Source organism: Novosphingobium sp. AP12 (genome assembly GCF_000281975.1).
Lineage (GTDB): Bacteria > Pseudomonadota > Alphaproteobacteria > Sphingomonadales > Sphingomonadaceae > Novosphingobium.
The window spans coordinates 49135-76047 of record NZ_AKKE01000062.1; the positions used below are offsets into that span (position 1 = coordinate 49135).

The following is a 26913-nucleotide window of genomic DNA, read 5'->3' on the forward strand; positions in this document are numbered from 1 at the left end:
TTTATCCTTGGCAGAACCCGTAAGGGCGGCTGCGGTTGCGTCCATCGGTGGGCGACGGAAGGCTTCGCTTCCCCGCTCAGGCGTTGAGGCCGCCGTTGACACTGATGACCTGTCCGGTGATCCGCCGCGCACCCTCGCCGCACAGGAACAGGGCGAGCGGCGCGATGTCCTCCGCGCGCGGCAGGCCGAGCCCGGCGCGGGTCGCCGCCTTGGCCATGCGTTCCGAGCCCATCCGCTTCGCGCTGTCGCTGCCCTCGACGTAGCTGGGCGAGATGACGTGGGTGCGGATGCCGTCGCGCGCGGCCTCCACCGCGAAGTTGCGGATGAAGCCGATCGTCCCCGCCCGCGCCGCGCCGATCAGCGTCTGGCGCGGCGCGGCGTAGATACCTGCGTCCGATACGAAAGCGATCAGCGTGCCGCCGTGCTGGGAGAGGAATGGATAGGCAGCGTGGGCAAGACGCTCGATCCAGCCCACCGATACATTCAGGAAATCGCCGAAGACCTCGGGCGATGTGTCGGGGAGCAGGCCCGTGATGCCATGCGGCCCGGTGGCGGTGCAGTCCACCACCGCATCGATCCGGCCGTACTGCTCGGCGACCTCGGCCACCAGCACCTCGGCCGCGTCGTCTTCCCACAGGTCAGCCACGAAGCCGTCGACCGGGCCGAGGTCCGCCATGTCGGTCACCGCGCGCTGCAGCTTGTCCGGATCGCGGCCGTGGAGGGCGACCGTCCAGCCCTCGGCCAGCGCGCCGCGCGCTATGGCGCTGCCGATCGACCCGGAGCCGCCGGCAATCAGGAGGACTTTCCGCTCAGTCACTCTCGAACGCGGAGCGCATGTCGTCGGGGGCGAGGTCGGAGAACTTGGTGATGCGCGCCTCGAAGCGCAGGCGGACCTTGCCGGTGGCGCCGTGGCGCTGCTTGGCGATGATGAGTTCGGACAGGCCGGTGACCTCCTCCATCTTCTGGCGCCAGGTTTCCCACTTGTCCTTGACGTCGGGGCCGTCCGTATCGCTGGGATATTTCGGCTCGGTCGCCTTCACGTAATAGTCTTCGCGGTAGACGAACCAGACCATGTCCGCGTCCTGCTCGATCGAGCCCGACTCGCGAAGGTCGGAGAGCATCGGGCGCTTGTCCTCGCGCTGCTCCACCGCACGCGAGAGCTGCGAGAGCGCGATCACCGGGACGCTCAGTTCCTTCGCCAAGGTCTTGAGGCCGCGCGAGATTTCCGAAATTTCGTTCACGCGGTTGTCCGTGGCGCGGCCCGAGCCGGTCAGGAGCTGCAAGTAGTCGATCACGACGAGGCCGATGTTGTGACGGCGCTTGAGGCGGCGTGCACGGGTGCGAAGGCCAGCGATCGTCAGGCCCGGCGTGTCGTCGATGTAAAGCGGCAGTTCGGCGAGGCGCTGGCTGGCGAAGGACAGCTGCTGGAAATCCTCGCGGCTGATCTTGCCCATGCGCAGCGCTTCGGAACTGATGTTGGACTGCTCAGCCAGGATACGCGTGGCTAGCTGGTCCGCGCTCATTTCGAGGCTGAAGAAGGCAACCGGGGCCCCTACCGACTTCTCCGGCGCCATGCCGTCGCGCTCGGTGTCGTCGACGTAGCGCTGGGCGGTGTTGAAGGCGATGTTGGTGACGAGCGAGGTCTTGCCCATGCCCGGACGACCCGCAAGGATGATGAGGTCGGAATCGTGCAGGCCGCCGATCTTCTGGTTGACCGAGGTCAGGCCCGTGGTCTTGCCCGAGATGTGGCCGCCCGAATTGAACGCTTTCTCGATTGCCATGATGGCGGTGCGGGTTGCGACGCCGAAGCTCTGCGCTTCGCTCTGCGTCGCCGCGCCTTCGGCCACCTTGTAGAGCGCGGCTTCGGCGCGTTCGATCTGCTCCTGCGGCTCCACCGATTCGGAGGTGTCCATCGCGCTTTCAACGAGGTTGCGGCCCACGGTGATGAGTTCGCGCAGCAGGGCCAGATCGTAGATCTGATCCGCCAGCTCGCGCGGGGCGAGCAGGCCCTGGCCGTCCGCCGTCAGCCGGGCGAGGTACGCGACGCCGCCCAGCGCCTTCAGCGCCTCGTCCGCCTCGAAATAGGGGCGCAGCGTGACAGGGGTGACCACCGCCTTGCGGTCGAGCAGCTGGAGAATGCGCTCGTAGATGCGGGTGTGGACGGGCTCGAAGAAGTGCTGGGGGCCGAGCTGGGTTTGCAGTTCCTCGATCACCCGGTTGTCGATGAGCACGGCGCCGAGGAACGCGGCTTCCGCCTCGACGTTCGCGGGCAGTGTGCGCACGGCAGGGCTTTGGGCGCCGTCATCGGCGCGGACGAGAACATTTTGCTGGGCCATAAGCGCCGCACAATGCTCCGCGGCGGCGAATCGGACAAGCGGGGCAGGACGCGATTTTAATCCACAAGCTGTGGAAGGAGCGGGTGTGAGCGGCGGCGCCAAATCTGCCCATGGCAGATTTTCAACGAGTCTCCGAACCCCACTTGCCCGCTTATGCCGCAACCGCGTAAAGGCTCATCGATCATGCCGGACCCGCGCATCTCCCACATCGAACTCGACGATGCGACCATTCTGTGGCGCAACGCGGATATCGAGCAGGAGCGGCGCATCGCCATCTTCGACCTGATCGAGGATAACGTGTTCCGCCCGGTTCGCACGGCCGATGCCGGGCACGAGGGCCCGTACCGCCTGCGCCTGTCGGTCCGCGACGGCCGCCTTTCGCTGGAAATATCTGGCGAGGACGGCGCCGCGCTGGAGACGCTGGTGCTGGGCCTGGCCCGGTTCCGGCGGCCGATCCGCGAGTACTTCGCGATCTGCGAAAGCTATTACCAGGCGATTCGCAAGGCCACCGCCCAAGAGATCGAGACCATCGACATGGCCCGGCGCGGTGTTCACAACGAGGCGGCCGAGATGCTGCTGGAGCGCCTGGAGGGCAAGATCGAGACCGACCACCCCACCGCGCGCCGGCTGTTCACGCTCATCTGCGTCCTTCACATTCGCGGCTGAGGGCAGGACAATGGCAGCGCGAAAGGGCGGGAAAGCCGCGCGAGCCAACTGGCGCCTGCGCGCGCTCGGCGCATTGCTGCTGGCGGCTATCCTGGGCGGCGCCTGGGGGTGGTGGCACCTGCGTCACTGGCTGCCGGAGCGCGCCACCTATGCCGTCCAGGGCGTCGAGATCGGGGCGGACGACGGCGAGATCAGCTGGAAGTCGCTGAAAGCCGTCGGCGCCGATTTCGCCTATGTCGATGCCAGCGCCAGTGCCTTTGCGCGCGATCCGCGCTTCGTCGAGAATTTCGAAGCCGCGCGGGCCGCCGGAATGGAAGTCGGGGCGCTCCATCGGTACGATCCTTGCCAGCCGGCCGGAACCCAAGCTGCCAATTTCGTGACCACCGTGCCGCGCGACGCGCGCTTGCTGCCCCCGGCGGTCGAGCTCGACATGCTGGCCGACGGCTGCCCCGTGAAAGTGAGCGACGCTCGCGTCGAGAGTGAGCTGATGACGTTCCTCAACCAGGTCGAGACGCACACCGGCAAGGCGGTGATCCTCAAGGTGAGCCCGGCGTTCCAGGCGCGCTACACCATCGCTCACAAGCTCGACCGCAACCTGTGGCTGGTGCGCGACCGCTTCGAGCCTGCCTATGCAGGCCGCCCGTGGACGCTGTGGACCGCCAACGCCGACCTTGCCAACGAGATTGCGCAAGGGGGGCTCCGCTGGGTAGTGATGCAACCATGAGCGATACTCGAGACACCCTCATGGCCGCCGCCCGCGCGGCCGCGGCCACCGCCTACGCCCCCTATTCGCGCTTCCATGTAGGCGCCGCGCTGCTGATGGCGGACGGCTCGGTCGTCACCGGCGCCAACGTCGAAAACGCCAGCTACGGCCTGTCACTTTGCGCCGAGACGGTCGCGGTGGCGAAGATCCTCTCCGGTGACCGGCTTGCGGTGGAGGCCGTTGCGGTCACCGGCGGTGCGCCGGGCGAGCCGGGGCAGGGCGCGCGCGTCACCCCGTGCGGCCGCTGCCGTCAAGTCCTCAACGAGATCGCCCAGGTGGGCGGCACCGACCCGGTGATCTGGTGCGACGGCGCCGAAGGGGTCTTGGAACTGCGCCTGTCGAAGCTGCTGCCGCATGCCTTCGGGCCGGCGAACCTGCTCTGAACGAAACGTCGTCGCAAACTTGATCCGGCACCGCCGGCAAGGCTTAGGCTGGAAGCTCGCTTGCGGGTATGGCTGTCGGCAGCTTTCGCCTCAGGAGTACCCAGCGGTCCCAGCTTTCGCTGGGCCGACGGGCTGCTGCAGTGTCCTTACGCCCTCTCGCGCTCCACCAGCCATTCCAGCAGTGCACCCATGCAGTCGCGGCCGAGCTGTGCGGAGCGTTCCGGGCTCCAGCCCTGGCGCTTGTCGGCGGCGGGGTTGTGGTCCTTGAACGGCATTTCCAGCGTCATCGACACCGCGCCGAAGCGCTCGGCCAATTGGTTCGTCGACATGGTCAGGTTACCCTTGCCCGGGCGGGTGAGAGGGTAGCCGAGCTTGGTCTGGAAATCCGGCGTGCGTCGTTCCAGCAGCGCCGCGAAGCGATTGTAGCCGGCCAGCTGCTCATCCTTGAGCGAGGGGATGCCCTCGAACCCGGCGAGGAAGACTGCAGGGATCGCCTCGTCGCCGTGGACATCCATCGCGAAGTCGACGCCGCTGGCGTCCATGGCGCCGCGCAGCGCGACCACTTCCGGCGATTTCTCCGGCGTCGGCGTGTCCCACTCGCGGTTGAGGTTCACGCCGGCGGCGTTCGTGCGCAGGTGTCCGCGCCGCGAGCCGTCGGGATTGGCGTTGGGCACGACGTGGAAGCGGCAGCGCTTGCGCAGTTCACGGCCCACGGAATCGGCAGGGTCGGCCAGCACGTCGAGCGCGCCTTCCATCCACCATTCGGCCATCGTCTCGCCCGGGTGCTGGCGACCGTAGAGCCACACCTGCACCGCGCCCGCACCCATCTCCAGACAGTCGATCGGCTGCCCGTCCAGGCTGAGTCCGAGCGACCGGTGGGCCACGCCCTCCGCTCCCGCCACATCGGCGACGAGGTCGTGATGACGCTCCATCGAATAAGGAGCGAAGTAGGCGAACCAGGCAAGGTCGCCCGCGGGCTGGTAGCTGATCGTCAGCGTGCCGCCCTCCACGGCCTCATCGTAACGGGTGGCGGCGCGGCCCCAGAACTGCCGGTCCTCCGAAACCACGGCGTCATAATTGGGCCAGCCTCCCGGATAGGCCGAGGCGCCCAGCCCGGTGATACGCAATGTCACCTCGCGCCCGGCGGCGCCGCTGACGCGGAAGTGGAACCATTGGAAGAAGTCCGACTCGTGGTCCTTGCGGATCGCGAGGCTGGCTTCGGCGCCGTTGGTGGAAAGGACTTCGATGTTGCCGGCGTCGAACGCGGCGCTGATCTGGATATCGGTCATTTCACCTGAATAGTTTCGCCCGACTGTCCCGGGAAGCCCTTGAACAGCGCCTCGGCCACTTTTGCCGAACCGAGCGGAGCCTGGGCCAGCGGCGAATCCGCGCGCACCACGAACGCGGCGCGACCTTCCCACAGGGCGGTAGCCGTGGCGGGGGCCGTGCGCTCGCGGATGGCGACGAAGATGCGGGTGGCGACCTGGTCCTTCGGGGCGCCCGAGAGGTCGATGCCCAGCCCTACGCCCACACCACCACCGTAATATCCGCCTGTGGAGCCGCCGACACCCACCGAAACCGGGTTACCCGTTCGGTCGGGTTTGTAAGTCTGCCGTTCGAGGGTGAGAAGCGCGATCTGGGCACTGGGCGCGGCGCCGGGCATCGGCTCGCTGTAGCCGTAGCGCGCCAGTTCCTGCGCCACAGCGCCGGCATAAGTGCGGAATTCCAGCGAATCGGTCTGCCCCGGCGCGGGCTCGACACTGATCGTGCCGCGTCCGAGAGGAGACGTGTCGGGGACGTGGAACCGCGTGACTTCCACCGGGCCGATCGGTGCGACGCAGCCCGACAGCGCCAGCGCGCCGATGACCGCCAGAGCGCCGGCGAGCCGCCGCGCGGGGTTTGTGCGCTCGATCATCGCCATCATTCCTCTGCCGCCTTTATGGATTGATCCTAGTTTTGCTCGCTTTGCCAAGGGTATGCAAGCGATTGGGGCTTTGAGGACCAGTGAACTCTCATCCCGCTCCCACGGGCGCGATCACGTCGGCCTTGGGGAAGTTGTCGAACAGCGCGCCGGCCAGCTTGGTGGCGATCAGTCCGTCGCTCCATTTGTCGTCGCCTTCGCGCGTCGCGATCGTGGCGTAGCCTTCCCAGAGCACCTTGCCACTGTCCTTGTCGAGGATGCGCGCGTCGAGGCGGGTGGAGACGAGCGCCGAGCGAGGCTTGGTCATGTCGATGTTGATGCCAAGGCCATAGGATTGGCCGTAAGTGCCGACTTCCATGGCCGCGGTCCCACTCACGGGGCTGCGTTTTTCCTCTGCCGGCGAGAGCACCTGGCGCGAAATCTTCAGCTTGGTGATTTGGGGCTGCGGCACGTCAGGATGGAGGGTGTCGTATCCCGCGCCGACCAGCGCATCGACGATGGCAGCCTCGAAGGTACGGCGCATGCTGGCCTCGACCCAGGGACCGTCGCCCGATTCGGATTCGACTGAAACGGGGCCCTTTCCGAGTTCGGCGGCAGCGGCGGGGTCGGCGGATACGAAGCGGCTGACCTCAACCCGGCCTTCCCGCGAATCGCCGGAGCGGGAATTCACGCGCGGCGAATCGAGCATCGAGCCTCGGCCCCAGCCTCCGCCGCGTTCCCATCCGGAGCCCCGCTGGGGTCCCCACTGGGCCTGCGCCGCCGGGGCAGCGAACAGCATGGCAGCGATGCCTGCGGCTATCGCCGCGCTCTTGAGCTTTTCCATGTTGGGTATCGTTTTTGTCCGAATTCGGTGGGGTCGCGCCCGTTATGCTGTTATGCGCGCACCAAGTTGCCCGCGGATGAACAAGGTAGATAAGCCTTGTGAAACCAACTGCAACGCCGCCGTAAGGGTGCAGCCCGCTTGACTTTGAGCGCGGCGGCCACTAACGGCGCCACTTCGAATTTCCGGCGGTCGGTAACCGCCACAGACACGACACGGACGAGACAGACCATGAAGATTCGCAACAGCCTCAAGTCGCTCAAGGGCCGTCACCGGGACAACCGCGTGATCCGTCGTCGCGGCCGCACTTACGTGATCAACAAGACCAACCGCCGCTTCAAGGCCCGCCAGGGCTGATTCGGCTCGCCTTGCCGGCCTTACCGGGCTGGCAGACAAGGCGACCGTTTCGCGTCGAAGTGCATGAGGCCCCCGCCAACCGCGGGGGTCTTGTCATGTCCGTCTTTCCCGATTTCGCTCCTGTCGAGGCCGTGGTCTTCGATGTCGGCCGCGTGCTGGTCGAGTGGGACATGCGCGCGCTGTTCGGGTCGCTGATAGCGGATTCCGCGGAACTCGATTGGTTCCTCGCCAACGTCGTCACCGAGGCGTGGCACTTCGAGCACGATGCCGGCCGCGACCTCGACGAGATGGTCGCGGCGCGCAAAGCCGAGTATCCCGGACACGACCGCCTGCTCGACGCCTACGCCATCCGCTTTTGCGAGACGATCCCGGGCAATGTGCCCGGTAGCCACGAGATCGTGCGCGAACTGGCCGAACGCGCCATTCCGCTGTTCGCCATCACCAACTTCGCCAGCGCCTTCTGGCGCGACTACCGCAGCGGTGAGCCGCTGTTCGACCTGTTCGGCGACATCGTCGTCTCGGGGGACGAGAAGATCGTCAAGCCCGACGCGCGCATCTTTGACCTTGCCGCAGCGCGGTTCGGTCATAAACCCGCCGCGATGCTGTTCATCGACGACAACGCCGCGAACATCGCCGCGGCGCGGGCACTGGGCTGGCAGGTGCATCATTTCCGCGATGCCGATGGCCTGCGGGCAGATCTCGCCCGGCGCGGGCTGCTCCCGTAGCGTTTCCACCTCGCAATTGATGATCGAAACGATCCGATTAGCGTGAATTCCAGCGTCGTTAATTTTTCTTCGCAGGTGCAGCGAGAGTCCTTGGCAAGTGCTGTTTCCTGTTGCATCACTTGTGCAACAGGGAGTCACAATGTCGGCTGAAACCGGGACGAATTTCGACGAGATGCTCAATGCGGACGGGTCCGTTCGTCCCGCCTACGCCGAATTTCGCCAGTGGTTCGACAGTCAGGACAAAGGCTGGCTGAGAAGACAGGACGCCGAGGCCGAGCGTTTCTTCCGCCGGATCGGAATTACCTTCAATGTCTACGGCGACGATGCTGCCGAAGAACGCCTGATTCCGTTCGACATGATCCCCCGCATCATCACCGCACGCGAATGGCGCAAGTTGACGCGCGGGATCGAGCAGCGGGTGCGGGCATTGAACGCCTTCCTCCAGGACCTCTACCACCGCCAGGAGATTATCCGCTCCGGCCGCTTGCCGATAGAGGCGCTGCGCAACAACGAGGCGTTCCTCTCGCAGATGATCGGGTTCACGCCGCCGGGCGGGGTCTATACCCATATCGTCGGCATCGACCTCGTGCGCACCGGCCCCGACGACTTCATGGTGCTCGAAGACAACGCCCGCACGCCCTCCGGCGTCTCGTACATGCTCGAGAACCGCGAGACGATGATGGCGATGTTCCCAGAGCTCTTCACCAAAATCCCGGTTCGCCCTGTCTCCGACTATCCGCGCCGCCTTGCCCGAAGCTTGCAGGCCTGCGCGCCGCCGGCCTTCAAGGGCGAGGGTGGCAGTCGTCCTGTCGTGGCGGTGCTGACGCCCGGCATCTTCAACTCCGCCTATTTCGAGCACGCCTTCCTCGCCGACCAGATGGGCGCCGAGCTGGTGGAGGGCAACGATCTGCGCGTGGTGGACGGGCGGGTCTGCATGCGCACCACCACCGGCTACAAGGCGATCGACGTGATCTATCGCCGCGTGGACGACGACTATCTCGATCCGCTCAGCTTCAACCCGAACTCGCAGCTGGGCATCGCCGGCATATTTGACGTCTACCGCTCGGGCGGGATCACCATCGCCAATGCGCCCGGCACCGGCATCGCCGACGACAAGGCGATCTACAGCTACATGCCCGAGATCGTCCAGTTCTACACCGGCGAGAAGCCGATCCTCCAGAACGTGCCGACCTGGCGCTGCTCGGAGGCCGACTCGCTGGGCTACGTGCTCGACAATCTTGCCGATCTGGTGGTCAAGGAAGTCCATGGTTCGGGCGGCTACGGCATGCTGATCGGGCCGACCTCCTCGAAGAAGGAGATCGCCGACTTCGAGGTGAAGCTGCGCGCCAAGCCGTCCAACTACATCGCCCAGCCCACGCTCTCGCTCTCGACCGTGCCGATCTTCCAGAAGGAGGGGCTGGCGCCCCGCCACGTCGACCTCAGGCCCTTCGTGCTGGTTTCGCCCGACGGCATCGACATCACGCCTGGCGGACTCACCCGCGTGGCGCTCAAGAAAGGATCCCTCGTGGTCAACTCGTCGCAGGGCGGAGGCACCAAGGACAGCTGGGTGCTGGACGAGTGATGGGGGGCGCACAGTAAATGCTTGGACGTGCCGCCAATGGCGTATTCTGGATGTCCCGCTATCTCGAGCGGGCCGAGAACACCGCGCGCCTCATCGACGTGGGCTTTCACCTCGCGCTGACGCGGGGCAACCGCCAGTCCCAGGACGAGGAGTGGAAGTCGGTCCTCACCACCACCGGCCTGCTCGACGACTACTGCTCGAAGCATGTCGATTTCCACGGCACGCAGGTGTTCAACTACCTGCTGCGCGATCGCGACAATCCAGGTTCCGTGCTCAACATGGTCGAGAACGCGCGCACCAATGCCCGCGTCGTGCGCACCAGCCTGACCAACGCCGTGTGGGAAACCACCAACGAAGGCTGGATGCACCTGCGCGACCTGCTCGCGCGGCCGGTGCGGGAAACCAGCCTGGGTGAAGTGCTGACGCAGATCCGCCGCACCGGGACGCTGGTACGGGGCGCGATCGAAGGTACCATGCTGCGCAACGAGGTGTTCAACTTCTCGCGCATCGGCACTTTCATCGAGCGGGCGGACAACACCGCGCGTATCCTCGATGTGAAGTATTACGTGCTACTGCCCTCCGCCGCCTGGGTGGGATCCAGCCTCGACAACGTGCAGTGGGACACGCTGCTGCGCTCGGTCGCGGGCAACCGCGCTTATTCTTGGCTCAACGCCGGCTCGATGGACCCGCGCGGCATCGCCCGTTTCCTTATCCTGGACGGACAGTTCCCGCGCAGCCTGATCTTCTCTTACGAGAAGATCCGCAGCAACATGGCCGGCCTCGCCAAGGAATACGGGCACGAAGTTCCCTCGCATGAACTGCTGCGCAATGCGGGCGCCAGGCTGCATCAGATCACCATCGAGGAGATCTTCGAGGGCGGCCTGCACGAATTCCTGCAGGACTTCATCGGCAAGACCATCGAGATCGCCGGCAGCATCGCCGCCGATTACCGTTTCAGCGAGTAGGAGGGCGCGTGCTCCTCACCGTCAAGCATACCACCCGCTACGTCTTCGACGGCAAGGTCACCCACGGCCTTCAGCGCCTGCGCCTCAAGCCCAAGTCGACCCACGGACAGGAAGTGGTCGACTGGCGCATGGAGCTGACCGGCGCCCGGCAGGAAGCGGCCTACGATGACCAGCACTTCAACCATGTCGATCTGGTCTCGATCGTGCCGGGCGTGCCCGAAGTCGTCGTCACCTGCGAGGGGACGGTGCGCACGATCGACAACAATGGCATCACCGGGCCCCACACCGGGCTGATGCCGCTGTGGTGCTTCCTGCGGCCTACTCCGCTGACCCGGCCCGGCGCCAAGGTGCGCCAGATGCTCGCCTCGATCGAGGCCGACCGTTCGGACGTGCTGGGCTTCCTGCATGTCCTGTCCGGCCGGATCGCCGAGCAGGTCGAGTACGTCAGCGGCACCACCGACGCCCACACGACGGCCGAGCAGGCGCTCGCCGCCGGCAAGGGCGTGTGCCAGGACCATGCGCATATCTTCATCGCGGCGGGCCGGCTCATGGACGTGCCGATGCGCTACGTTGGCGGTTACCTGAGGATGGACGGCGGCGACGAGCAGGAGGCCGGGCATGGCTGGGCCGAGGCACACATCCCGGGCCTTGGCTGGGTCGGTTTCGACGTTTCGAATGCCATTTGCCCGGACGAACGGTATATCCGCGTAGCCACCGGTTGTGATTATGGCGAGGCGGCACCGGTTACAGGTATCGCGATCGGGGCTGGGGAAACCCGACTCGACGTTCATTTGTCGGTAGGTGAAAATAAGGTAGGAGCCCAGCAGCAGCAGTCCGCCTCGGGCGGGCAGCAGCAGGTACAAGGCGGCTGAAATGCCGCCGCGCCGTTATAGGCGCGCCACTGACGGGTTTGCTAAAGGCTTTTTTCGATGACGTATTGTGTTGGCATGATGCTGGACCGCGGGCTTGTCCTGATGAGCGACACCCGCACCAACTCGGGCGTCGACAACATCTCCACCTTCCGCAAGATGTATCACTGGGAGATCCCAGGCGAGCGCATCATCACTGTGATGACCGCCGGCAACCTTGCCACCACCCAGGGCGTCATCAGCCAGCTCGAGGAACGCAACAAGGCCCCGTCCGAGCGCCACAACTCGCTGCTCGAAGCGCCGACGATGTTCAAGGTCGCCTCGATCGTTGGCAACCTGCTGCAGGACACCATCCACGAACGCGCGACGGATAACGGCCAGAAGGCCGCCGCAGGCACCTTCAGCGCCTCGATGATAGTCGCCGGCCAGATCAAGGGCATGGAACCGCGCCTGTTCCTGATCTACCCCGAAGGCAACTTCATCGAGGCCAGCTTCGACACCCCGTTCTTCCAGATCGGCGAGACCAAGTACGGCCGCCCGATCCTCATTCGCGGCTACGAACGCGGCATGAGCTTCGAGAGCGCGATCAAGCTGATGACGGTCTCGTTCGACTCCACTCTCAAGGCGAACCTATCGGTCGGCCTGCCGCTCGACCTCCTGGTGATCGAGCGCGACCACTTCACGCCCCGCCACCAACGCCGCATCGATGCTTCCGACCCCTACTTCCGCTCGGTCTCGACTAGCTGGAGCGAGGCCCTGCGCAACGCGCTCGATGGACTGCCCGATTACCGCATGGACCCGGCGGTGAAGCAGGTGGTGGGCTAGGCGGACCCATTGGCCGGCCAAGCGACGTCCATATCGGGTCAAGGTCGCCTCAAGCGCTCATCCCTCATCGCCGCATTTGCTCATTGGGGTGGAGACGTAGTCCAGCTTCACGTCGGAAATGCTGATGTCGGCCGCGCCGGTCGACTGCAGGATGAGCGGTGCGGTGATGGCCTTCATATCCGCGCCGCGGGCGGCGAAGCATTGTAGCGGAATGACGATGCGTCCCCAGGTTCCGGGCTGGGCCGACGCAAGCAGGCCCGAGATGGGGACCGCCGCAACCTTGTCGCCGCTCTGCAGTCCTGCGGTGAACTTGCCGGCGGGCTTCGATTCGGTGCGATACTCCATCACGAGGCTGATCTCGCCATTGGTCTCGCGCGAAAGATCCAGCAGGCGCGGCGCGCTGAACGCGGCCTTGCCTCCCGCAGCGCTCCAGGTGAGGCGGCGTGCATCTTCCTGTGCGCGCCTGTCAACGCCCGCCTGGCGCACGCCCTCGGCGTCGATCGACCAGCCTGGAGGCGTCTGTCCCCGGCCGTAGAATACGCTGGGGTTAGCCTCCGCCATCCCGGCTGGCCGCGTCTCGTCGAGCGCGCCGACCTTGCCGGGGTGAGCATAGCTCAGACCGTAACCAAAAGGAAACAGGGGGTCATAGCCCGGATCGCGGCGGTTCAGCACATACTGGTCGGGGCGTTTGGGCCAGGAGAAACCGAGCTTGCCGCGGAAGTCGTGGCGCGGCTTTCCGTCCGCTCCCGCAAACAGCACGTCGGCGACGCCGCCGCCCTCGCTGCCCGGCAGGAAGGCGGCGACGAAGGCGTCGGAGGCGTTGAGTTCGGCGTTCACCCAGAGCGGGCGGCCCGACAGGAACACCGCGACGACCGGCACGCCCGTAGCCTTGAAGCGCTTCAGCATTTCGAGGTCGTGCTTGTCGCCGGGGCTGTATTCGAGATTGGTGATGTCGCCCTTGAATTCGGCATAGGGCTTCTCGCCGAAGACGACGATCGCAACGTCGGGCTTGGCGCTGAACTGGCCGTCAGGCGCGTACGTGGCCTTGCCGCCGCCGGCCTTGACGGTTTCCTCGATGCCCTTCCAGATCGACTGGGCGTTGGGGAAGGCGGAGTCGGGCACGTCGATGCCCTGCCAGGTGATCGACCAGCCGCCCGCCTGCTGGCTGATGCTGTTCGCTGCCTCGCCCGCGACAAGCACGTTGGCATTGGCCTTCAGCGGCAGCACCCCCTGGTTCTTGAGCAGCACCAGCGATTCCTGCACCGCGCGGCGGGCGATGGCCTTGTGCTCGGCCGATCCGAACACGTCGAACTTGCCGGCGAAGGGGCGCGAGGAGGGGCGGCCGCGATCGAACGTGCCCGTGCGCAGTTTCACGCGCAGGATGCGGCGCACGGCGTCGTCGAGGCGGGCGGCGGGAATGGTGCCCTCCTTCGCCTCGCGCAGGGTGTTGTCGTAGAGCTGCTTCCAATTCGGGCCTGAGTACATGAACATGTCGAGCCCGGCGTTGATCGCCTGCGGGCAGTCCTCGTTCGAGCAGCCCTTGACCTGGCCGTGGCTGTTCCAGTCACCCACCACGAAGCCGTCGAAGCCCATGCGCTCCTTCAGCACGCCGGTCAGGAGCGACTTGTTGCCGCTCATCTTCTCCCCGTTCCAGCTGGAGAAGCTGGCCATGACCGACTGCGTCCCCGCCTCGATCGCGGCCGGGTAGCCGCCGAGATGGACGTCGCGCAGGGTCTCCTCCGAGACGCGGGTGTCGCCCTGGTCGCGGCCGCCGGTGCCGCCGTCGCCGAGGAAGTGTTTGGTCGTCGCGATTAGGTGATCCGGGGCGAGGAAGTTCTTCGTGCCGACCTTGCCCTGGACGCCTTCGATCATCGCGCCGGCATAGTCTGCGGCGATCTGCGGTTCCTCGCCGTAGCTTTCGTAAGTGCGGCCCCATCGGTCGTCCTGCACCACCGCCAGCGTCGGCGCGAAGGTCCAGTCAAGACCCGCTGCGGCGGTCTCGAGCGCGGTGACGCGGCCGATCTCGCGGATGAGGTCGGGGTCGCGCGCGGCGCCGAGGCCGATGTTGTGCGGGAAGAGGGTGGCGCCAACGATGTTGTTGTTGCCGTGGACGGAATCGGTGCCCCAGATGATCGGGATCTTCGGCCCCTTGTCGGTCCGCTCCATCGAGGCATCGTAGAACTCGTCGGCCAGTTTCAGCCATTTTGCGGGCGAGGCATATTCATCGCCGTAGGGGCCGGAGTTGCCGCCGTTGAGGACGGACCCGATCTTCGTCGTGCGCATATCCGCCGGGTTGATCGAGCCGATGTCGACCTGGATGATCTGCCCGACCTTGTCCTCGATGGACATCGCCCGCAGCAGCGCGTCGATCCGCTTCTCCACCTTGGCGTCGCGCTGCGGCATCGCCTGCACCGCCGGCCAGACCGCCGGGTGCGCGGTCGATGCCGACTCTTGGGCGGAGAGGGGGGCGGTGAGCAGGCCGATGCACAGGGCCGAAAGCGAGATGCGGGAGAGGGCGGTCATGGCGCGTCCTTCTGTAGGCGTCAGGGCTTGAGCGTTTGCGGTTGCAGGGTGGCCGTGCCGCGCAGGGCACTATCGCCTGCGAAGTGGCCGACCGTAAGCGCGTATGTGCCGCCGTCGAGATGCCATTTGCGTGCCGCCTCGTCGAAGCGGGCGATGACGCGGGGGTCGACGGTCATCGACACGCGGCGGGTCTCTCCGGGCGAAAGGGTGAGCTTGTCGAACCCGGCGAGGCGATAGGCGGCGACGCCGGCGCTGCTCTTCGCCTCGACGTAGAGCTGCGGCGCGTCGGCGCCGGTGCGGGCGCCGGTGTTGGTCACGTCGAAGCTGACGGTGAGGGCAGGGCCGTCCTGTACCTTGAGATTGGCATAGGCGAACCTGGTGTAGGTGAGGCCATAACCGAACGGGAACAGCGGCTTGCGGCCGGTCTTCGCGTACCAGCGGTAGCCGATCTCCGCGCCTTCCGGGTAGTCGACCGAGAAAGGCGCCACGCCTCCGGTCATGCCGTAGTTGCCGGTGTCCCCGGCCGCGCGGCGGGCGTCGGCGGCGCGCAGTTCGGGCAGCCCGGCGGGCATCGAACGGGGGGCCTGCGAAGCACTGACCGGGAACGTGATCGGCAGCCTACCCGAGGGGTTGACGTCACCCAGCAGGACATTGGCGATCGCTTCGCCGCCCCTCTGTCCCGGATACCATGCCTCGACCAGCGCGGGCACCTTGGCGAGCCACGGCATCTCGACCGGGCCGCCCGTTTCGAGCACGACGATGGTCTTGCGATTGGCCGAGGCGACCGCGTCGATCATCGCGTCCTGGTTGTCGGGAAGGCGGATGGTCTCGGTGTCCTGCGCCTCGGTCTGCCACTGCCAGGCGAAGACGATGGCAATGTCCGCATCCTTCGCCGCCTGCGCGGCGGCCTTGGGATCGCTGCCGTCGACGTAAACGACCTCGGCCTGCGGGGCGAGCGCCTGGATCGCCTTCATCGGCGAGGAAGCGTGCCAGGTCATCCGCGCGAAGGACGCCGCAGCGCCCTTGGTCAGCGGGATTTCCACCGGAGCGCCGCCGACCGAGCGGACCTGTGACGAGCCGCCGCCCGAGAGCACGCCGACGTCGGCATGGGCACCGATCAGCACGATCCGCCGCGCGGTCCTGGCGAGGGGCAGCAGGTCGCCTTCGTTCTTGAGGAGGACGATGCCCTGCTCCGCCGCCTGCTGGGCGACATTAGCGTGGGCGGCATAGTCGATCTGGCGCACGGTATCGGGGACTGGATCGTCCATCAGCCCCGAGGCGATGACGCCGTGGAGAATGCGGGTCACCATGTCGTCGAGGCGCGCCATGGGGATGCGGCCCGCCTTGAATGCCTCTTCGAACGGCTGGGCGAAGTGGATGGCGTCGTCCAGCTCCTGCCCGGACTCCTGGTCGAGCCCGGCGAGCGCCGCTTTCTCCGCCGAGTGGACGGCGCCCCAGTCCGACATGACGAAGCCCTTGTAGCCCCAGTCTCTCTTGAGGACGCCGTTGAGCAGCCAGTCGTTCTCGCAGGCATAGTCGCCGTTGACCTTGTTGTAGGCGCACATGACGGAGGCCGGGTCGCCGATCTCGGTCGCGATCTCGAAGGCGAGGAGGTCGCTTTCGCGCAGCGCCGCCTTGTCGATCCGGGCATCGAGCACGGTGCGCCCGGTTTCCTGCGAATTGAGCGCGAAATGCTTGATGGTCGAGACGATGTGGTTGCTCTGGACGCCGCGGATGTGCTCGCCCGCCATCACGCCCGAGAGCAGCGGGTCTTCGCCCATGTACTCGAAATTGCGGCCGTTCCACGGGTCGCGCGTCAGGTTGACGCCGCCGGCCAGCAGCACGTTGAAGGTCTTGGCGCGCGCTTCCGCGCCGATCATCGCGCCGCCCGCGTAGGCGATGCGCGGGTCGAAGCTGGCGGCGGTCGCGAGGCTGGCGGGGAGTGCGGTGGCGGTGTCGCCCTTGCGCTGCTCGATCTGGTTGGCGACGCCGAGGCTGGCGTCGCTTTCGCGCAGGGTGGGGATGCCGAGGCGCGGGATGCCGGGAATGTGGCCGGCGGAGGGTGTCATCGCGATCGGCGTGACGGGTTTGGCCAGCGGCGGGAAGTAGCCATGGATGATCGCCAGCTTCTCTTCGGTCGTCATGGCCGCGACGAGTGCCCTCGCACGGTCCTGCGGCGAAAGAGCGCGGTTGCTGCCGGCGGTCGCGGCAGGCGGAGCAGGCTGGGCGAAGGCAGGCACGCTCGTCGCGGCGCTGAGCAGAAGGAAGGCGGCGAGGGCTCTGGGGGTCATGGGGATACTCGTCCGGGGCGCTGCGTCAGGCAGCGCGGATGGTGCGGGCGGCGGCGGGCCAGCGCGGCCCGCCGCCGCCCGGTATGACGCCCTGTCGACGGAGGAGCTGTCGGCAGGGCGTCACGGGAGGTATCAGAAGTTGGCCTTGGCGCGCACGCCCCAGGTGCGGGGCGGCTGCAGGTTGGACAGGAACACCGGATCGTAGCGCGGCGTGCCGAAGGCGCTAGCGTTGGTGCGGATCTTGCCGTTCTCGATGTTCTGGATGAACGCTTCGATCGAGTAGTTCTGGTCCGCCGAGGTGAAGCGCAGCGATGCGTCGGAACGGAAATACGCCTTCTGGCGGTCCCAGTCCGTGCCGTTTGTGCCGCGATCGGACATGTTGTCTGCCGGGTCGTTGACGTTCACGAACGGATTGGCATCGCCATTGAAGTAGCTGAGCCAGCTCTTCGTCTCGTAGTGGGTCGAGATGCGCGGCGTGATCGTCGCCCCGCTCGCCAGTTCGAACTCGTGCTCGTAGCTCGCCGTCGCCGAGAAGCGCGGCGCGTGGGCGAGCTCGTTGCCCTGGAGCTGCACGATCGAGGACGCTTTGCCGCCATCGTACAGACGGCCGTCGACGCTTTCGAGGTCGTCCAGCTTGGTCTTCTGGAGCGTGCCCGAGAACTGCAGGCGGTCGTTGTCGGTGAGGTTGGCGGTCAGTTCCGCTTCGAGGCCGTAAGCCTTCGCGCCCTTGGCGTTCTGGGTCACGATCTGGCTGCGGATGACGTTGCCGGCATCGTCGCGGAAGGTGACGGCCTGGTTGACCTGATAGCCCTTGAAGTCGCTGTAGTAGGCGGCGAGGTTCAGGGTCAGGCGGCGGTCGAACATCCGGGTCTTGAGGCCGACTTCGTAGTTGGTCAGCGTTTCCGGGTCGGTCAGGCCGGCATTGTCCTGGATGTTGCCCGACTTGAAGCCGGTGCTGATGCTGGCGTAGCCCAGCGTATCCTCGGCAAGGTCGGCGTCGACGCGGGCAAGGTAGGTGAGCTTGTCCCACTTGCCCTTCACGTCGTTGCTGGAGATCGAGTAGCCGGGCAGCAGGTTGACCAGTTCCTGCGCCGTCGCGTCGGGATAGGCGCCAAATATGCCGGACTGGCAAGCGCCGCCCGGCGCGAGGTCGGCCGGCGAGCAGCCGTCGCCCGAATAGGTCACGTTGCGGCCGCCGATGTCCTCCTTCTTGTCGGAAGTGTAGCGCAGGCCGCCGGTGACGCGCAGGGCGTCGGTCACGTGCCACACGGCCTGACCGAAGACGGCCCGGCTGTCGATCTGGCGATTGGCCTGGATGAAGCTGCCCGCCCAGCTGAAGGTGCCGTCGCGGTAGCCGTTGCGCTGGTCGATGTCGAAGCGGATGCGGTTCTTCTCGTGGCTGTAGTAGGCGCCAAGGATCCAGTCGATCGCCTGCTCGCCGGTCGACTTGAGCTGCAGTTCGTGGCTCTGGAAATCATAGCGCGAGGACAGCGTGCGGTTCTCGCCGAAAGCGCCGAGCGGCAGGTCGTTGCCGTTCGCATCCACTTGGCCGGTCGGCGGCAGGGCACCGGCGTCCGCGTCGGTCTGGGTCGAGCCGCCGATGCGCGACCAGCCGGCGATGTAGCCCAGCTGGATGCCGTCGGTCAGGTCGTAGTTCATCGAACTGCGCACCGCGACCGAGTAGCGGTCGGTGTCCGCTGCGGTGTCGCTCAGCGTGGACCAGCGCTTCGTGCCGGCGCGCGGGGTCTGCAGCAGGCCGATCACCGGCGCGCCGGTGTCCCAGAAGCCTTCGGCCGAGAGGTTCCAGCTGAACTTGTCGCTGGGCTGCCACAGCAGCGAGCCGCGGACCGACTGCTGGTCGGCGGCGTAGTACTTCTTGCCGGTGGTGACGAAGGCGGACTTGTTGATGCCGGCGATGTCGGGGGCGGGCTGGAAGTCGGCATAGCCGTCGTGACGGTCGGTCACGAAGGCGACGCGCGCGGCCAGGGTGTCGGTGATCGGGATGTTGATTGCGCCGCGCACGCCGAGGCGGTCGTAGTTGCCGCCGGTCACTTCGACGGTGCCCTCGAACTCGCCGAGCTTGGGCTTGGCGGAGATCAGGCTGAGCGCGCCGACCGTGGCGTTGCGGCCGAACAGCGTGCCCTGCGGCCCGCGCAGCACCTCAACGCGCTCCATGTCGTACATGAGCACCGAAGCGCCCTGCGAGCGCGGCGAGTAGATGCCATCGACGTAGATCGCGACCTCGGGGTCGGCGACTTCGGTATAGGCGCTGTCGTTGCCGATGCCGCGCAGGGTCAGCAGGACCGCCGACTGGTCACCCTGCTGGTTGAACTGCAGCGAGGGGACGTACTTGGCAAGGTCGGTGACGTCCTTGACCTGCTGCTTGTCAAGCTGGGCCTGGCCGAAGGCGGACACGGCGATCGGGGTCGACTGAAGGGTGGTTTCGCGGCGCGTGGCGGTGACGATGATGTCACCGTCGCTGGCCTGCGAAGGAGCCGTGGGCTGGACCGCGGCCGGAGTGGCAGCATCCTGCGCCAGTGCCGGCGTGATTGCACAGATTGCAGTCGCGAGCGCAGTGCTCGCGACAAGCGCGTACCTCATCATCATCTCTCTCCCTGGAAGCATTGAACCTGCTTTCGCCGCGACATACACCAGAGGTTGACATCGATGTCAATCCGGTTTCTGACATCGATGTCAAACATGACAAAGACACGCTTTCCCGCCATTGAACTGGGCGATAGGATGCCGCGAGACATGACTGCGCTGATGGCCGAAGCCGAGAATCCCCGTCCCGAATCGCATGACGAAAACGCTGCAAGCCGGCTTTTTCGGCTGTCGGTCGGCGTGTTCTTCATCGGGGGTTTCCTGACGTCGTCCGTCAGCCTGCTGGTGCCGCAGCTCAAGCTCATGCTGGCGTTGGACTATACCCAGGCGCTGCTGGTGCAGATGGCCTTTCACGCCAGCTACCTGCTGTTCGCGCTGCCGATAACCGCCTTCATCGTCGCCTCGGGCTACATGCGGGCGATCTCGGCAGGACTGGCGATCATGGCCGCCGGGTGCCTGTCGCTGGCGATAGCGCAGCACGCGTTGTCCTTTGCGCTGGTGCTGGGGGCGCTGCTGTTGCTCTCGGCGGGGCAGACGTTCCTGCAGATGGCGTCGAACACGGTCGTCACCGTCATCGGACCCTCGCGCGGCGCGGCACGGCGGCTGACGTTGCTGCAGGGGTTCAACTCGCTCGGCACGGTCGCCGGACCAATGATCAGCGCGCCGCTGCTGCTGGCGGGAAGGGACTCGCGGACAGCTTGGACTTTCACCGCCACGCTGCCATTTGCCGGGACCGCGGCGGTGACCGCCCTGCTCGCCTTCGCCTACTTCCGCCACCGCTCGCTGCTGGGCCGGGACGAGGACCGGGGGGGTACGCGCTTCGTCTCAACCGGTCAGATGTTCCGCATCTTCGCGCAGGTGAAGCGGCTGCGCTGGGGGACGGCGGCGATCTTTGTCTATGTCGGCGCGGAAGTGACCATCGGCGCGCTGCTGCCCAGCGTGCTGATGCTGCCGGACCGGCTCGGCGCGGGCCCCGTCGCGGCGGGACAGCTGGTGAGCCTTTACTGGGGAGGGGCGATGCTCGGCCGCTTCGCCGGAGCCTGGGCGATGACGCGGGTGAACGAGGCGCGCCTCCTAGCAGGCGCGGCGCTGGGCGCGGTCGCGCTGACGATCGGCGCCATCGTGCTGCCGGGAGGCGTGGCGGCCGGAGCGCTCATCGCGGTGGGCCTGTGCAATTCGATCATGTACCCGACGATCTACGCGCTTGCCTTCCCGGACGATGACCGCCAGGCCCCGATCGCCTCGATGTGGCTCTGCATGGCGGTAGTCGGCGGGGCCATCATACCGCTGGTGACGGGGACCGTCGCCGACGCCACCGCGCTGCTGCCCTCCCTGATGGTGCCGGCTGCGTGTTACCTGTTCATCGCCTGTTTCGCCTCGCTTTGTGCGCGGATCCCGGAGACCCGTTCATGAAGATGGTCACGATCAAGGACGTCGCCGCGCGCGCCGGTGTCTCCCCCAAGACCGTCTCGCGCGTCATCAACGGCGAGGATCACGTTCGCCCGGAAATCCGCGACGCGGTGCAGAAGGTGGTCGCCGAGTTGAACTACCGGCCCAATGCCTTCGCGCGCAGCCTGTCCAGCTCGCGTTCCTATCTGCTCGGCCTGTTCATCGACGACCCCGTCTCGGGCTACGCGGCCGATGTCCAGCACGGCGCCCTGTTGCGCTGCCGGGAGCGTAGCTATCACCTCGTGGTCGAGCCCGTGGAACTCCAGCGGCAGGGCTGGGAGGACCACGTTCGGGGCAGCATATCCAGCCTCCGCCTCGATGGTGCGATCATCGCGCCCCCCATCTGCGACGATGCCAGGTTGCTCGACCTCTTCGTGCAGATCGGCATACCCCACGTCCTGATCGCGCCCTCGACCGAGCCGAAAAACTCGGGCGCAGTGTGGATGGACGACCGCCGCGCGGCGCACGAGATGACCCAGCACCTGATAGCACAGGGCCACCGCAGGATCGGTTTTATCCAGGGACCGCTGAGTCACAGCGCCTCGGGCCGCCGGGAAGAGGGCTTTCGCGCCGCCATGGGCGAAGCTGGCGTCACCGTCGATGAAAGCGCGGTGCTGCGCGGCGACTTCACCTTCCGCTCGGGGCTGGAACTGGGCGAAACACTGCTCGACCTCCCCGATGCGCTGACGGCGATCTTCGCCAGCAACGACGACATGGCACTCGGCGTGCTCATCACCGCCATGAAGCGCGGCATCGCCGTGCCGGAGCAACTGTCGATCTCCGGGTTCGACGATGTCGCGACCTCGCGCGCGGCGTGGCCGCAGATCACCACGATCCGCCAACCCAAGGCTGAGATGGCGGCAGCGGCGGTCGACATATTGACCGATCCCGGGTTCCGTAAGCAGCGGGTGGGCCAGGCCCCTCGCCTGATGCTACCGCATGAACTGATCACGAGAGGCAGCACCGGCAAGGCGCCGTGACAGGTGCGTCGGATAATGAGCCGTCGGGGGGGTAGCCAACGCGAACGTCGCCCCGACGCCGGGGACCGTGAGCAGCGGATCGCTCGGGCGCCCACTCTATCTCCGCTCCGCCGTGTTAGTCGAATGTCTGCTGACATCTCCTGCAACCATCCCTAGGCTGATCCCCCGATGCAGGACACGCGGCCAACACAGCAAAGGGAGCGGCTATCGACCGCGCTGGCGGCGGTTGCAGACGGCGACCAGGCGGCGCTTCGCGAAGTCTACGATTCCACCTCGGCGAAGCTTTTCGGCGTATGCCTCCGTATCTGCCAGGATCGTGAAGCGGCCGAGGATGTGTTGCAACAGGTTTACGTAAAGATTTGGCATCGCGCAGGCCGGTTCGACGCGCAGCGGGCAAGCCCGATCACCTGGCTCTGCGCGATCGCGCGCAACACCGCCATCGACTGGCACCGGGCCAACATGGTGGCCCATCTTCCCGCCAGCGCGGCGGCTGCGGTCGCCGATCCCAGCCCCCTCGCGCCCGAAATGATCGAGGCGCAGCAGCAAAGCGCCCGCATTTTCGACTGCCTCGAAGAACTCGACGACCGCCCCCGCACCGCGATACGCTCCGCCTTCTACGACGGGCTGACCTACGCCCAGCTCGCCGATGCGATGACAGTTCCGCTGGGTACGCTCAAGAGCTGGGTGCGGCGCGGGTTGATCCAGTTGAGGGGGTGCCTGGGCGATGGCTGACCCGATGTCCGCCGAAGAGCGCGACGCCCTGGCAGGCGAACTTGCGCTTGGTGTTCTCGTAGGCGAGGAGCGGGCCGCCGCTATGCGGCTGCGCTTGTCCGATCCGGCCTTCGCAGCCGCGGTGAACGACTGGAACACGCGTTTCGAGCCGCTCTACGCGGGGTTCGCGGAGAGCCCGGCGCCCGCGCTGTGGCCGGCGATCCAGCGCCGTCTCGCGGCGCCCGATCACAGCCGCATCCGGCGGGCACTGAGGCTCTGGCGCATCGGCGCGGTCGCCAGCAGCGCACTGGCCGCTTCGCTGGCCACCGTCATCCTGCTTCGGCCCCCGCCGGCACCGGTTGAGATCGTGCGGCCGCCCGAGCAGGTCGCTGTCGCTCAGCTCGGGACCGAGGAAGCTCCGGCGCTTCTGGCGGTCAACTACGATCCCGCGGGCGGCGTCCTGCGGATCCGCGCAGTACGCCTGCCGGAAAGCCGCTTGGCGCCCGAACTCTGGGTGATCCCCGCGGACGGCGTGCCGCGGTCGCTCGGCCTCGTGGCGAGCGGGGGCAGCAGCACGGTCGCGATCTCCGCCGCCAACCGGGCCCTGCTGCAGGATGGCGTGACGCTGGCGATTACGCTCGAGCCTCGCGACGGCGCCCCTCATGACGCGCCGAGCAGTGCGCCGATCGCGGCAGGAAAAATTTCGGCGATCTGATGCTCCCGGTGCATCCGACGCAGGAAGCGCTTCGTAGCTTCGCTTGAATCCCGCAGTTCGGGATCGTCGGAGAAGGAAGCCCAGATGCGCAACTTCAAGAAGATTGGTATAATCGTCGCTGGCTCGGCACTGCTCGCCACCGGAGCCGTCGCGGCCGTGCAGCACTTGCCGATGGTGGGCGGAGCAGAGATGTATCCGACCAAGACCATCGTCGAAAACGCGATGAATTCGAAGGATCACACCACGCTCGTCGCCGCCGTGAAAGCCGCCGGGCTTGTGGAGACACTATCTGGACCGGGGCCTTTCACAGTCTTCGCGCCGACCAACGCCGCCTTTGCCAAGCTCCCCGCCGGCACTGTCGACACGCTCCTCAAGCCTGAAAACAAGGCGCAGCTGACCTCGATCCTGACGTACCACGTCGTGCCGGGCAAGATGAGCGCCGCGATGCTGGCCAAGAACGCGGGCATGCATAAGGGCAAGGCCATGCTCACAACCGTCCAGGGCGAGCAGTTGACCGTCACCAAGGGCCCCGGCGGTAGCTGGTGGGTCGTCGACGCCAAGGGCGGCAAGGCAAAAATCACCATTGCCGACGTCAATCAGTCGAACGGGGTGATCCATGTCATCGACGGCGTGTTGATGCCCTGACGCTGAATGGCCGGCGCGCTTCCCCCATGGGCGCGCCGAGCCGTGTCTGCCGGCGCCTCCATCCCCACCCTCCGGCGCCGGCAGGCACAACCGCTCCCGTGGCCCGCGGCATCACCCCTACGGTGCCGGGGTGAACAGCAGGTCTTGGTAGTCGAAGCTGAAGTCAGCGATCGGCGAAACCGGCTTGGCGGTGATCCGCGCGACCTTGCCGTCGGCATCGAGGCCGAAGGTGAGGTAGGCCGGCTCGATCCCCGCATCGTCGAACTTGGCGACGAAAGTGTCGTACTGGTAGTGGGTCAGCCGCCCTGTCATGCCCGGCGTCGTGGTGAAGTCCACTGTCAGGCCCTTTGCGTCCGATCCGACCTTCAGAGTGCCATACCACGGGTCGGTGTAGCTGCCCGCATAGCGGGCGCGGGGCAGCGAGGGGCCGATCTTCGCGGGCGCGGCCGCCTGCTGCTTCACCGTCGCTTCGGCCGCCGCAATGCGCGAGCGGCGATATTCGCCGAACTTCGAGGGCCAGTCCTGCCTGGGCAGCCCGAGGTAATGGTCGATCAGCTCGTACATCAGCCCGTAGCGGGGCTCGATCTCCTCGCTGTTGATGGTGATGGCGAAGCCGACGTCGCGCTCGGGGATCATCACGACGACGGTGGTGAAGCCGAACAGCCCGCCCGCGTGCCAGATGATCTTCGAGCCCTTGTAGTCGCGCACTTCCCAGCCCAGCGCATAGGCGTCGAAGCCCGGCGTAGCACCTTCGACCGGGGCGGGCATGGGGCTGATCGGCATTGGGGTGACCGGTGCCCACATCTCCCTGCTCGCGGCCTCGCTGAACAGGCGGCCCTTTCCTTCGGGCAAGGCGCCATGGGCCAGCTGGATCTGCAGCCAGCGCGCGAGGTCGGAGGCGCTGGCGGCGATCAGGCCGGCGGGCGCTCCCGCCTGGCCCAGCCGGTCACGCTCGTCGAGGAGCTTCATCGGCCCTGTCCCGCGCACCGCGCCGCCGTAGCGGGCATGGGGCTGCGCGCGGTCGGGGGTGGTAAGCTGCCGTTCCTTTTCGGCCGTGGCGTTGGGCAGGCCGGCAGGCGCGAAGACATGGTCGCGCATGTAACCCTCCCAGGACTGCCCGCTCACCTGCTCGATCAACGCGCCCGCCACCGTGTAGAGGATGTTGTCGTAGGCATAGCCGCTGCGGAAGCTGGTCGCGGGCTTGATGTAGCGCAGCCGCGCGATCGTCTCGGCGCGCGAAAGCTTGCCGCGCGGGACCATCAGCATGTCGCCCGCGCCGAGCCCCAGCCCGCTGCGGTGGACCAGCAGGTCGCGCACCGTGATCTCGCGCGTGACCCACGGATCGTACATCTGGAAGGTGGGCAAGTGGTCGATCACCTTGTCGTCCCAGCCGATCCTGCCGGCATCGACCAGCGTGGCGAGCGCGGCGGTGGTGAACGCCTTGCCGGTGGAGGCGATCATGAACAGCGTGTCGGCATCGACCTTTTCCGGCGCGCCCAGCTTGCGCACGCCGTAGCCTTTCGCGACCACGATCTTGCCCTGCTCGACGATGGCGACGGCCATGCCCGGGGTGCCCGAGGCCTCGCGCAACTGCTCGATCCGCGCGTCGAGGTCGGCGGGCGGGGCGGCCAGCGCGGGCGCGGCGAGGGCGAGGATGGGCAGGGCGAGCAGCGCGTGCAGTCTCATCAGGGCATCTCCGGAACAGGGAGGGGGCGGCGGCGCAGCAGCACCACCGCCAGCAGCGGTACGACGTAGATGGCGATCAGCGTCCAGGCGAGGACGCGGTAGCCCGAGGCGATCAGGCTCACGAGGCCGATGTGGTCGGCGATCAGCATGCAGGGCGCGAGCAGCAGCAGGGCGGCTCCGGCCCGGCGTGGGCGAGTCAGGGTGATGCCGGTGCGGGCGATACGCTCGTTGATTGCGTGGACCGCGCCGGTGCCGCTCTCCAGCAGGGCGGCGAAGATCATCGCCTGGAACAGGAGGTGGAACGCCGGGTGGCCGAGGCGCGAGAGAATGTAGTCCGAGGGCAGCACGGAGCCGGCGATCTCGGGCAGGAAGGCGGTCATTCCGGCGAAGAACAGCAGCGCAGGCGCCATCGCCAGCGGTCCGGCGAGCAGTCCCGCGGCGACGGCGTCGCGCCCGCTGCGGAAGTGGCGCGTCACGGGCAGGACGATGACGGCGCCGACGATGTTGTACCCGGCGTACGTTATCCCGCCGAGCGCCCAGTCGCCGCTCGGAGCCGGTGCGGCGGCGAAAGCGGCGGAAATGCGCTCTCCCATGGCCGACACCGAGAGGTATAGGAACGCGGCATAAGTGGCGTAGAGCAGCACCGAGACCCACAGGAACACCCGCTCGACCCCGGCATTGCCGAAGGCCACGCAGCCGACGATACCCAGCATCAGCGCGCAGGTTCCGAGCAATGCGGGCACGCCCAGGGTGGCCTCCGCGATCGCTCCCGCCGCCGCGCCGAACACGGCGAGGATGATGATCACGAACAGGCCGTAGGCGACCTCGAACAGGACCCAGCCCCGACCCAGCAGTGCCTTGAAGAAATGCCGGTAGTCGCGCGCGCCGATCGCGTGGGCGAAGCGGAAGGTCGCGGCGGCGACAAGCGACCAGATCGCCGTCGCCAGCACCATCGCCGCGAGCCCGCCCCAGGGTCCGGCGGGCAGGAAGAACTCCGCGATCTCGCGCCCGGTCGCGTAGCCGCCGCCGATGACCACCGCCTTGAACGCGAGGCCCGGCAGCAGCAGGCGGCGGAAGCGGTCGGCGGCGAGCCCCAT

The 26913-nt window shown here is 66.9% G+C and carries 24 protein-coding genes; 14 read left to right on the forward strand and 10 right to left on the reverse strand.

Annotation, left to right across the window (positions count from 1 at the left end):
• Positions 1–76: 76 nt before the first annotated feature.
• Both PMI02_RS10985 and PMI02_RS10990 read right to left on the reverse strand, forming a co-directional pair.
• The gene (locus PMI02_RS10985) at positions 77–817 is read right to left on the reverse strand and encodes an SDR family NAD(P)-dependent oxidoreductase (RefSeq protein ID WP_007682524.1); all 741 of its coding nucleotides are present in this window, start codon (positions 815–817) and stop codon (positions 77–79) included.
• A complete protein-coding gene (locus PMI02_RS10990) occupies positions 810–2336 on the reverse strand; it encodes a replicative DNA helicase (RefSeq protein WP_007682526.1) in 1527 nt (508 codons plus the stop codon). Before PMI02_RS10990 ends, PMI02_RS10985 begins: the two co-directional genes overlap by 8 nt.
• 183 nt (positions 2337–2519) lie before the next feature.
• Between PMI02_RS10990 and PMI02_RS10995 the strand changes: the two genes are divergently transcribed.
• Genes PMI02_RS10995 through PMI02_RS11005 form a run of 3 tightly spaced genes read left to right on the forward strand, consistent with a single transcriptional unit; the run spans position 2520 to position 4148 of the window.
• Positions 2520–3002 carry a UPF0262 family protein gene (locus PMI02_RS10995; protein WP_007682528.1) on the forward strand — a complete coding sequence of 161 codons (483 nt, stop codon included), beginning with the start codon at positions 2520–2522 and terminating at the stop codon, positions 3000–3002.
• A 10-nt stretch (positions 3003–3012) separates the two neighbouring features.
• The gene (locus PMI02_RS11000; RefSeq protein WP_007682529.1) at positions 3013–3726 is read left to right on the forward strand and encodes a glycoside hydrolase family 25 protein; all 714 of its coding nucleotides are present in this window, start codon (positions 3013–3015) and stop codon (positions 3724–3726) included.
• Positions 3723–4148: a cytidine deaminase gene (locus PMI02_RS11005; RefSeq protein ID WP_036503408.1), complete on the forward strand. Its 426-nt coding sequence runs from the start codon at positions 3723–3725 to the stop codon at positions 4146–4148. The genes PMI02_RS11000 and PMI02_RS11005 overlap by 4 nt, the downstream gene beginning before the upstream one ends.
• 146 nt (positions 4149–4294) lie before the next feature.
• Here the strand turns inward: PMI02_RS11005 and PMI02_RS11010 are convergent, their stop codons facing one another.
• From PMI02_RS11010 to PMI02_RS11020, 3 genes are all read right to left on the reverse strand, one after another.
• Complete coding sequence (locus tag PMI02_RS11010) at positions 4295–5437, reverse strand: M14-type cytosolic carboxypeptidase (protein WP_007682531.1); 1143 nt, start codon at positions 5435–5437, stop codon at positions 4295–4297.
• Positions 5434–6063, reverse strand: coding sequence for a hypothetical protein (locus PMI02_RS11015; RefSeq protein ID WP_007682532.1), 630 nt, complete (start codon positions 6061–6063; stop codon positions 5434–5436). Before PMI02_RS11015 ends, PMI02_RS11010 begins: the two co-directional genes overlap by 4 nt.
• A gap of 97 nt (positions 6064–6160) precedes the next feature.
• A complete protein-coding gene (locus PMI02_RS11020) occupies positions 6161–6892 on the reverse strand; it encodes a hypothetical protein (protein ID WP_007682533.1) in 732 nt (243 codons plus the stop codon).
• 228 nt (positions 6893–7120) lie between these two features.
• Between PMI02_RS11020 and ykgO the strand changes: the two genes are divergently transcribed.
• The 6 genes from ykgO (at position 7121) to PMI02_RS11050 (ending at position 12212) form a co-directional block, all read left to right on the forward strand.
• Entirely contained in the window at positions 7121–7246 is a 126-nt protein-coding gene (gene ykgO, locus PMI02_RS11025; RefSeq protein ID WP_004210176.1) for a type B 50S ribosomal protein L36, read from the forward strand.
• A 95-nt stretch (positions 7247–7341) separates the two neighbouring features.
• Positions 7342–7971 (forward strand): HAD-IA family hydrolase, encoded by a 630-nt coding sequence (locus tag PMI02_RS11030; protein ID WP_007682551.1) that lies wholly within the window; start codon positions 7342–7344, stop codon positions 7969–7971.
• Between the two features lie 139 nt (positions 7972–8110).
• Complete coding sequence (locus PMI02_RS11035) at positions 8111–9553, forward strand: circularly permuted type 2 ATP-grasp protein (RefSeq protein WP_007682554.1); 1443 nt, start codon at positions 8111–8113, stop codon at positions 9551–9553.
• 17 nt (positions 9554–9570) lie between these two features.
• Positions 9571–10518 carry an alpha-E domain-containing protein gene (locus PMI02_RS11040; RefSeq protein WP_007682556.1) on the forward strand — a complete coding sequence of 316 codons (948 nt, stop codon included), beginning with the start codon at positions 9571–9573 and terminating at the stop codon, positions 10516–10518.
• 8 nt (positions 10519–10526) lie between these two features.
• Entirely contained in the window at positions 10527–11390 is an 864-nt protein-coding gene (locus PMI02_RS11045) for a transglutaminase family protein (RefSeq protein WP_007682558.1), read from the forward strand.
• A gap of 57 nt (positions 11391–11447) precedes the next feature.
• A complete protein-coding gene (locus tag PMI02_RS11050; protein WP_007682560.1) occupies positions 11448–12212 on the forward strand; it encodes a proteasome-type protease in 765 nt (254 codons plus the stop codon).
• A 57-nt stretch (positions 12213–12269) separates the two neighbouring features.
• Here PMI02_RS11050 and PMI02_RS11055 read toward each other — a convergent pair whose 3' ends face one another.
• From PMI02_RS11055 to PMI02_RS11065, 3 genes are all read right to left on the reverse strand, one after another.
• Complete coding sequence (locus PMI02_RS11055; protein ID WP_007682562.1) at positions 12270–14735, reverse strand: glycoside hydrolase family 3 protein; 2466 nt, start codon at positions 14733–14735, stop codon at positions 12270–12272.
• Between the two features lie 20 nt (positions 14736–14755).
• The gene (locus PMI02_RS11060) at positions 14756–17026 is read right to left on the reverse strand and encodes a beta-glucosidase (protein WP_007682564.1); all 2271 of its coding nucleotides are present in this window, start codon (positions 17024–17026) and stop codon (positions 14756–14758) included.
• A gap of 132 nt (positions 17027–17158) precedes the next feature.
• Entirely contained in the window at positions 17159–19630 is a 2472-nt protein-coding gene (locus PMI02_RS11065) for a TonB-dependent receptor (RefSeq protein ID WP_007682567.1), read from the reverse strand.
• A gap of 150 nt (positions 19631–19780) precedes the next feature.
• Between PMI02_RS11065 and PMI02_RS11070 the strand changes: the two genes are divergently transcribed.
• The 5 genes from PMI02_RS11070 (at position 19781) to PMI02_RS11090 (ending at position 24130) form a co-directional block, all read left to right on the forward strand.
• Positions 19781–21043, forward strand: a complete 1263-nt coding sequence (locus PMI02_RS11070) for an MFS transporter (RefSeq protein ID WP_193372885.1) — start codon at positions 19781–19783, stop codon at positions 21041–21043.
• A complete protein-coding gene (locus PMI02_RS11075) occupies positions 21040–22059 on the forward strand; it encodes a LacI family DNA-binding transcriptional regulator (RefSeq protein ID WP_007682570.1) in 1020 nt (339 codons plus the stop codon). The genes PMI02_RS11070 and PMI02_RS11075 overlap by 4 nt, the downstream gene beginning before the upstream one ends.
• Before the next feature lie 168 nt (positions 22060–22227).
• Entirely contained in the window at positions 22228–22791 is a 564-nt protein-coding gene (locus PMI02_RS11080) for a sigma-70 family RNA polymerase sigma factor (RefSeq protein WP_007682572.1), read from the forward strand.
• Complete coding sequence (locus tag PMI02_RS11085) at positions 22784–23485, forward strand: anti-sigma factor domain-containing protein (protein WP_007682574.1); 702 nt, start codon at positions 22784–22786, stop codon at positions 23483–23485. Before PMI02_RS11080 ends, PMI02_RS11085 begins: the two co-directional genes overlap by 8 nt.
• 84 nt (positions 23486–23569) lie before the next feature.
• A complete protein-coding gene (locus PMI02_RS11090; RefSeq protein WP_007682576.1) occupies positions 23570–24130 on the forward strand; it encodes a fasciclin domain-containing protein in 561 nt (186 codons plus the stop codon).
• A gap of 117 nt (positions 24131–24247) precedes the next feature.
• On the opposite strand, the gene PMI02_RS11095 is transcribed toward PMI02_RS11090, so the two are convergent.
• Together PMI02_RS11095 and PMI02_RS11100 are read right to left on the reverse strand one after the other, a co-directional pair.
• Complete coding sequence (locus PMI02_RS11095; RefSeq protein WP_007682578.1) at positions 24248–25816, reverse strand: serine hydrolase; 1569 nt, start codon at positions 25814–25816, stop codon at positions 24248–24250.
• Complete coding sequence (locus PMI02_RS11100; RefSeq protein ID WP_007682580.1) at positions 25816–26913, reverse strand: hypothetical protein; 1098 nt, start codon at positions 26911–26913, stop codon at positions 25816–25818. Before PMI02_RS11100 ends, PMI02_RS11095 begins: the two co-directional genes overlap by 1 nt.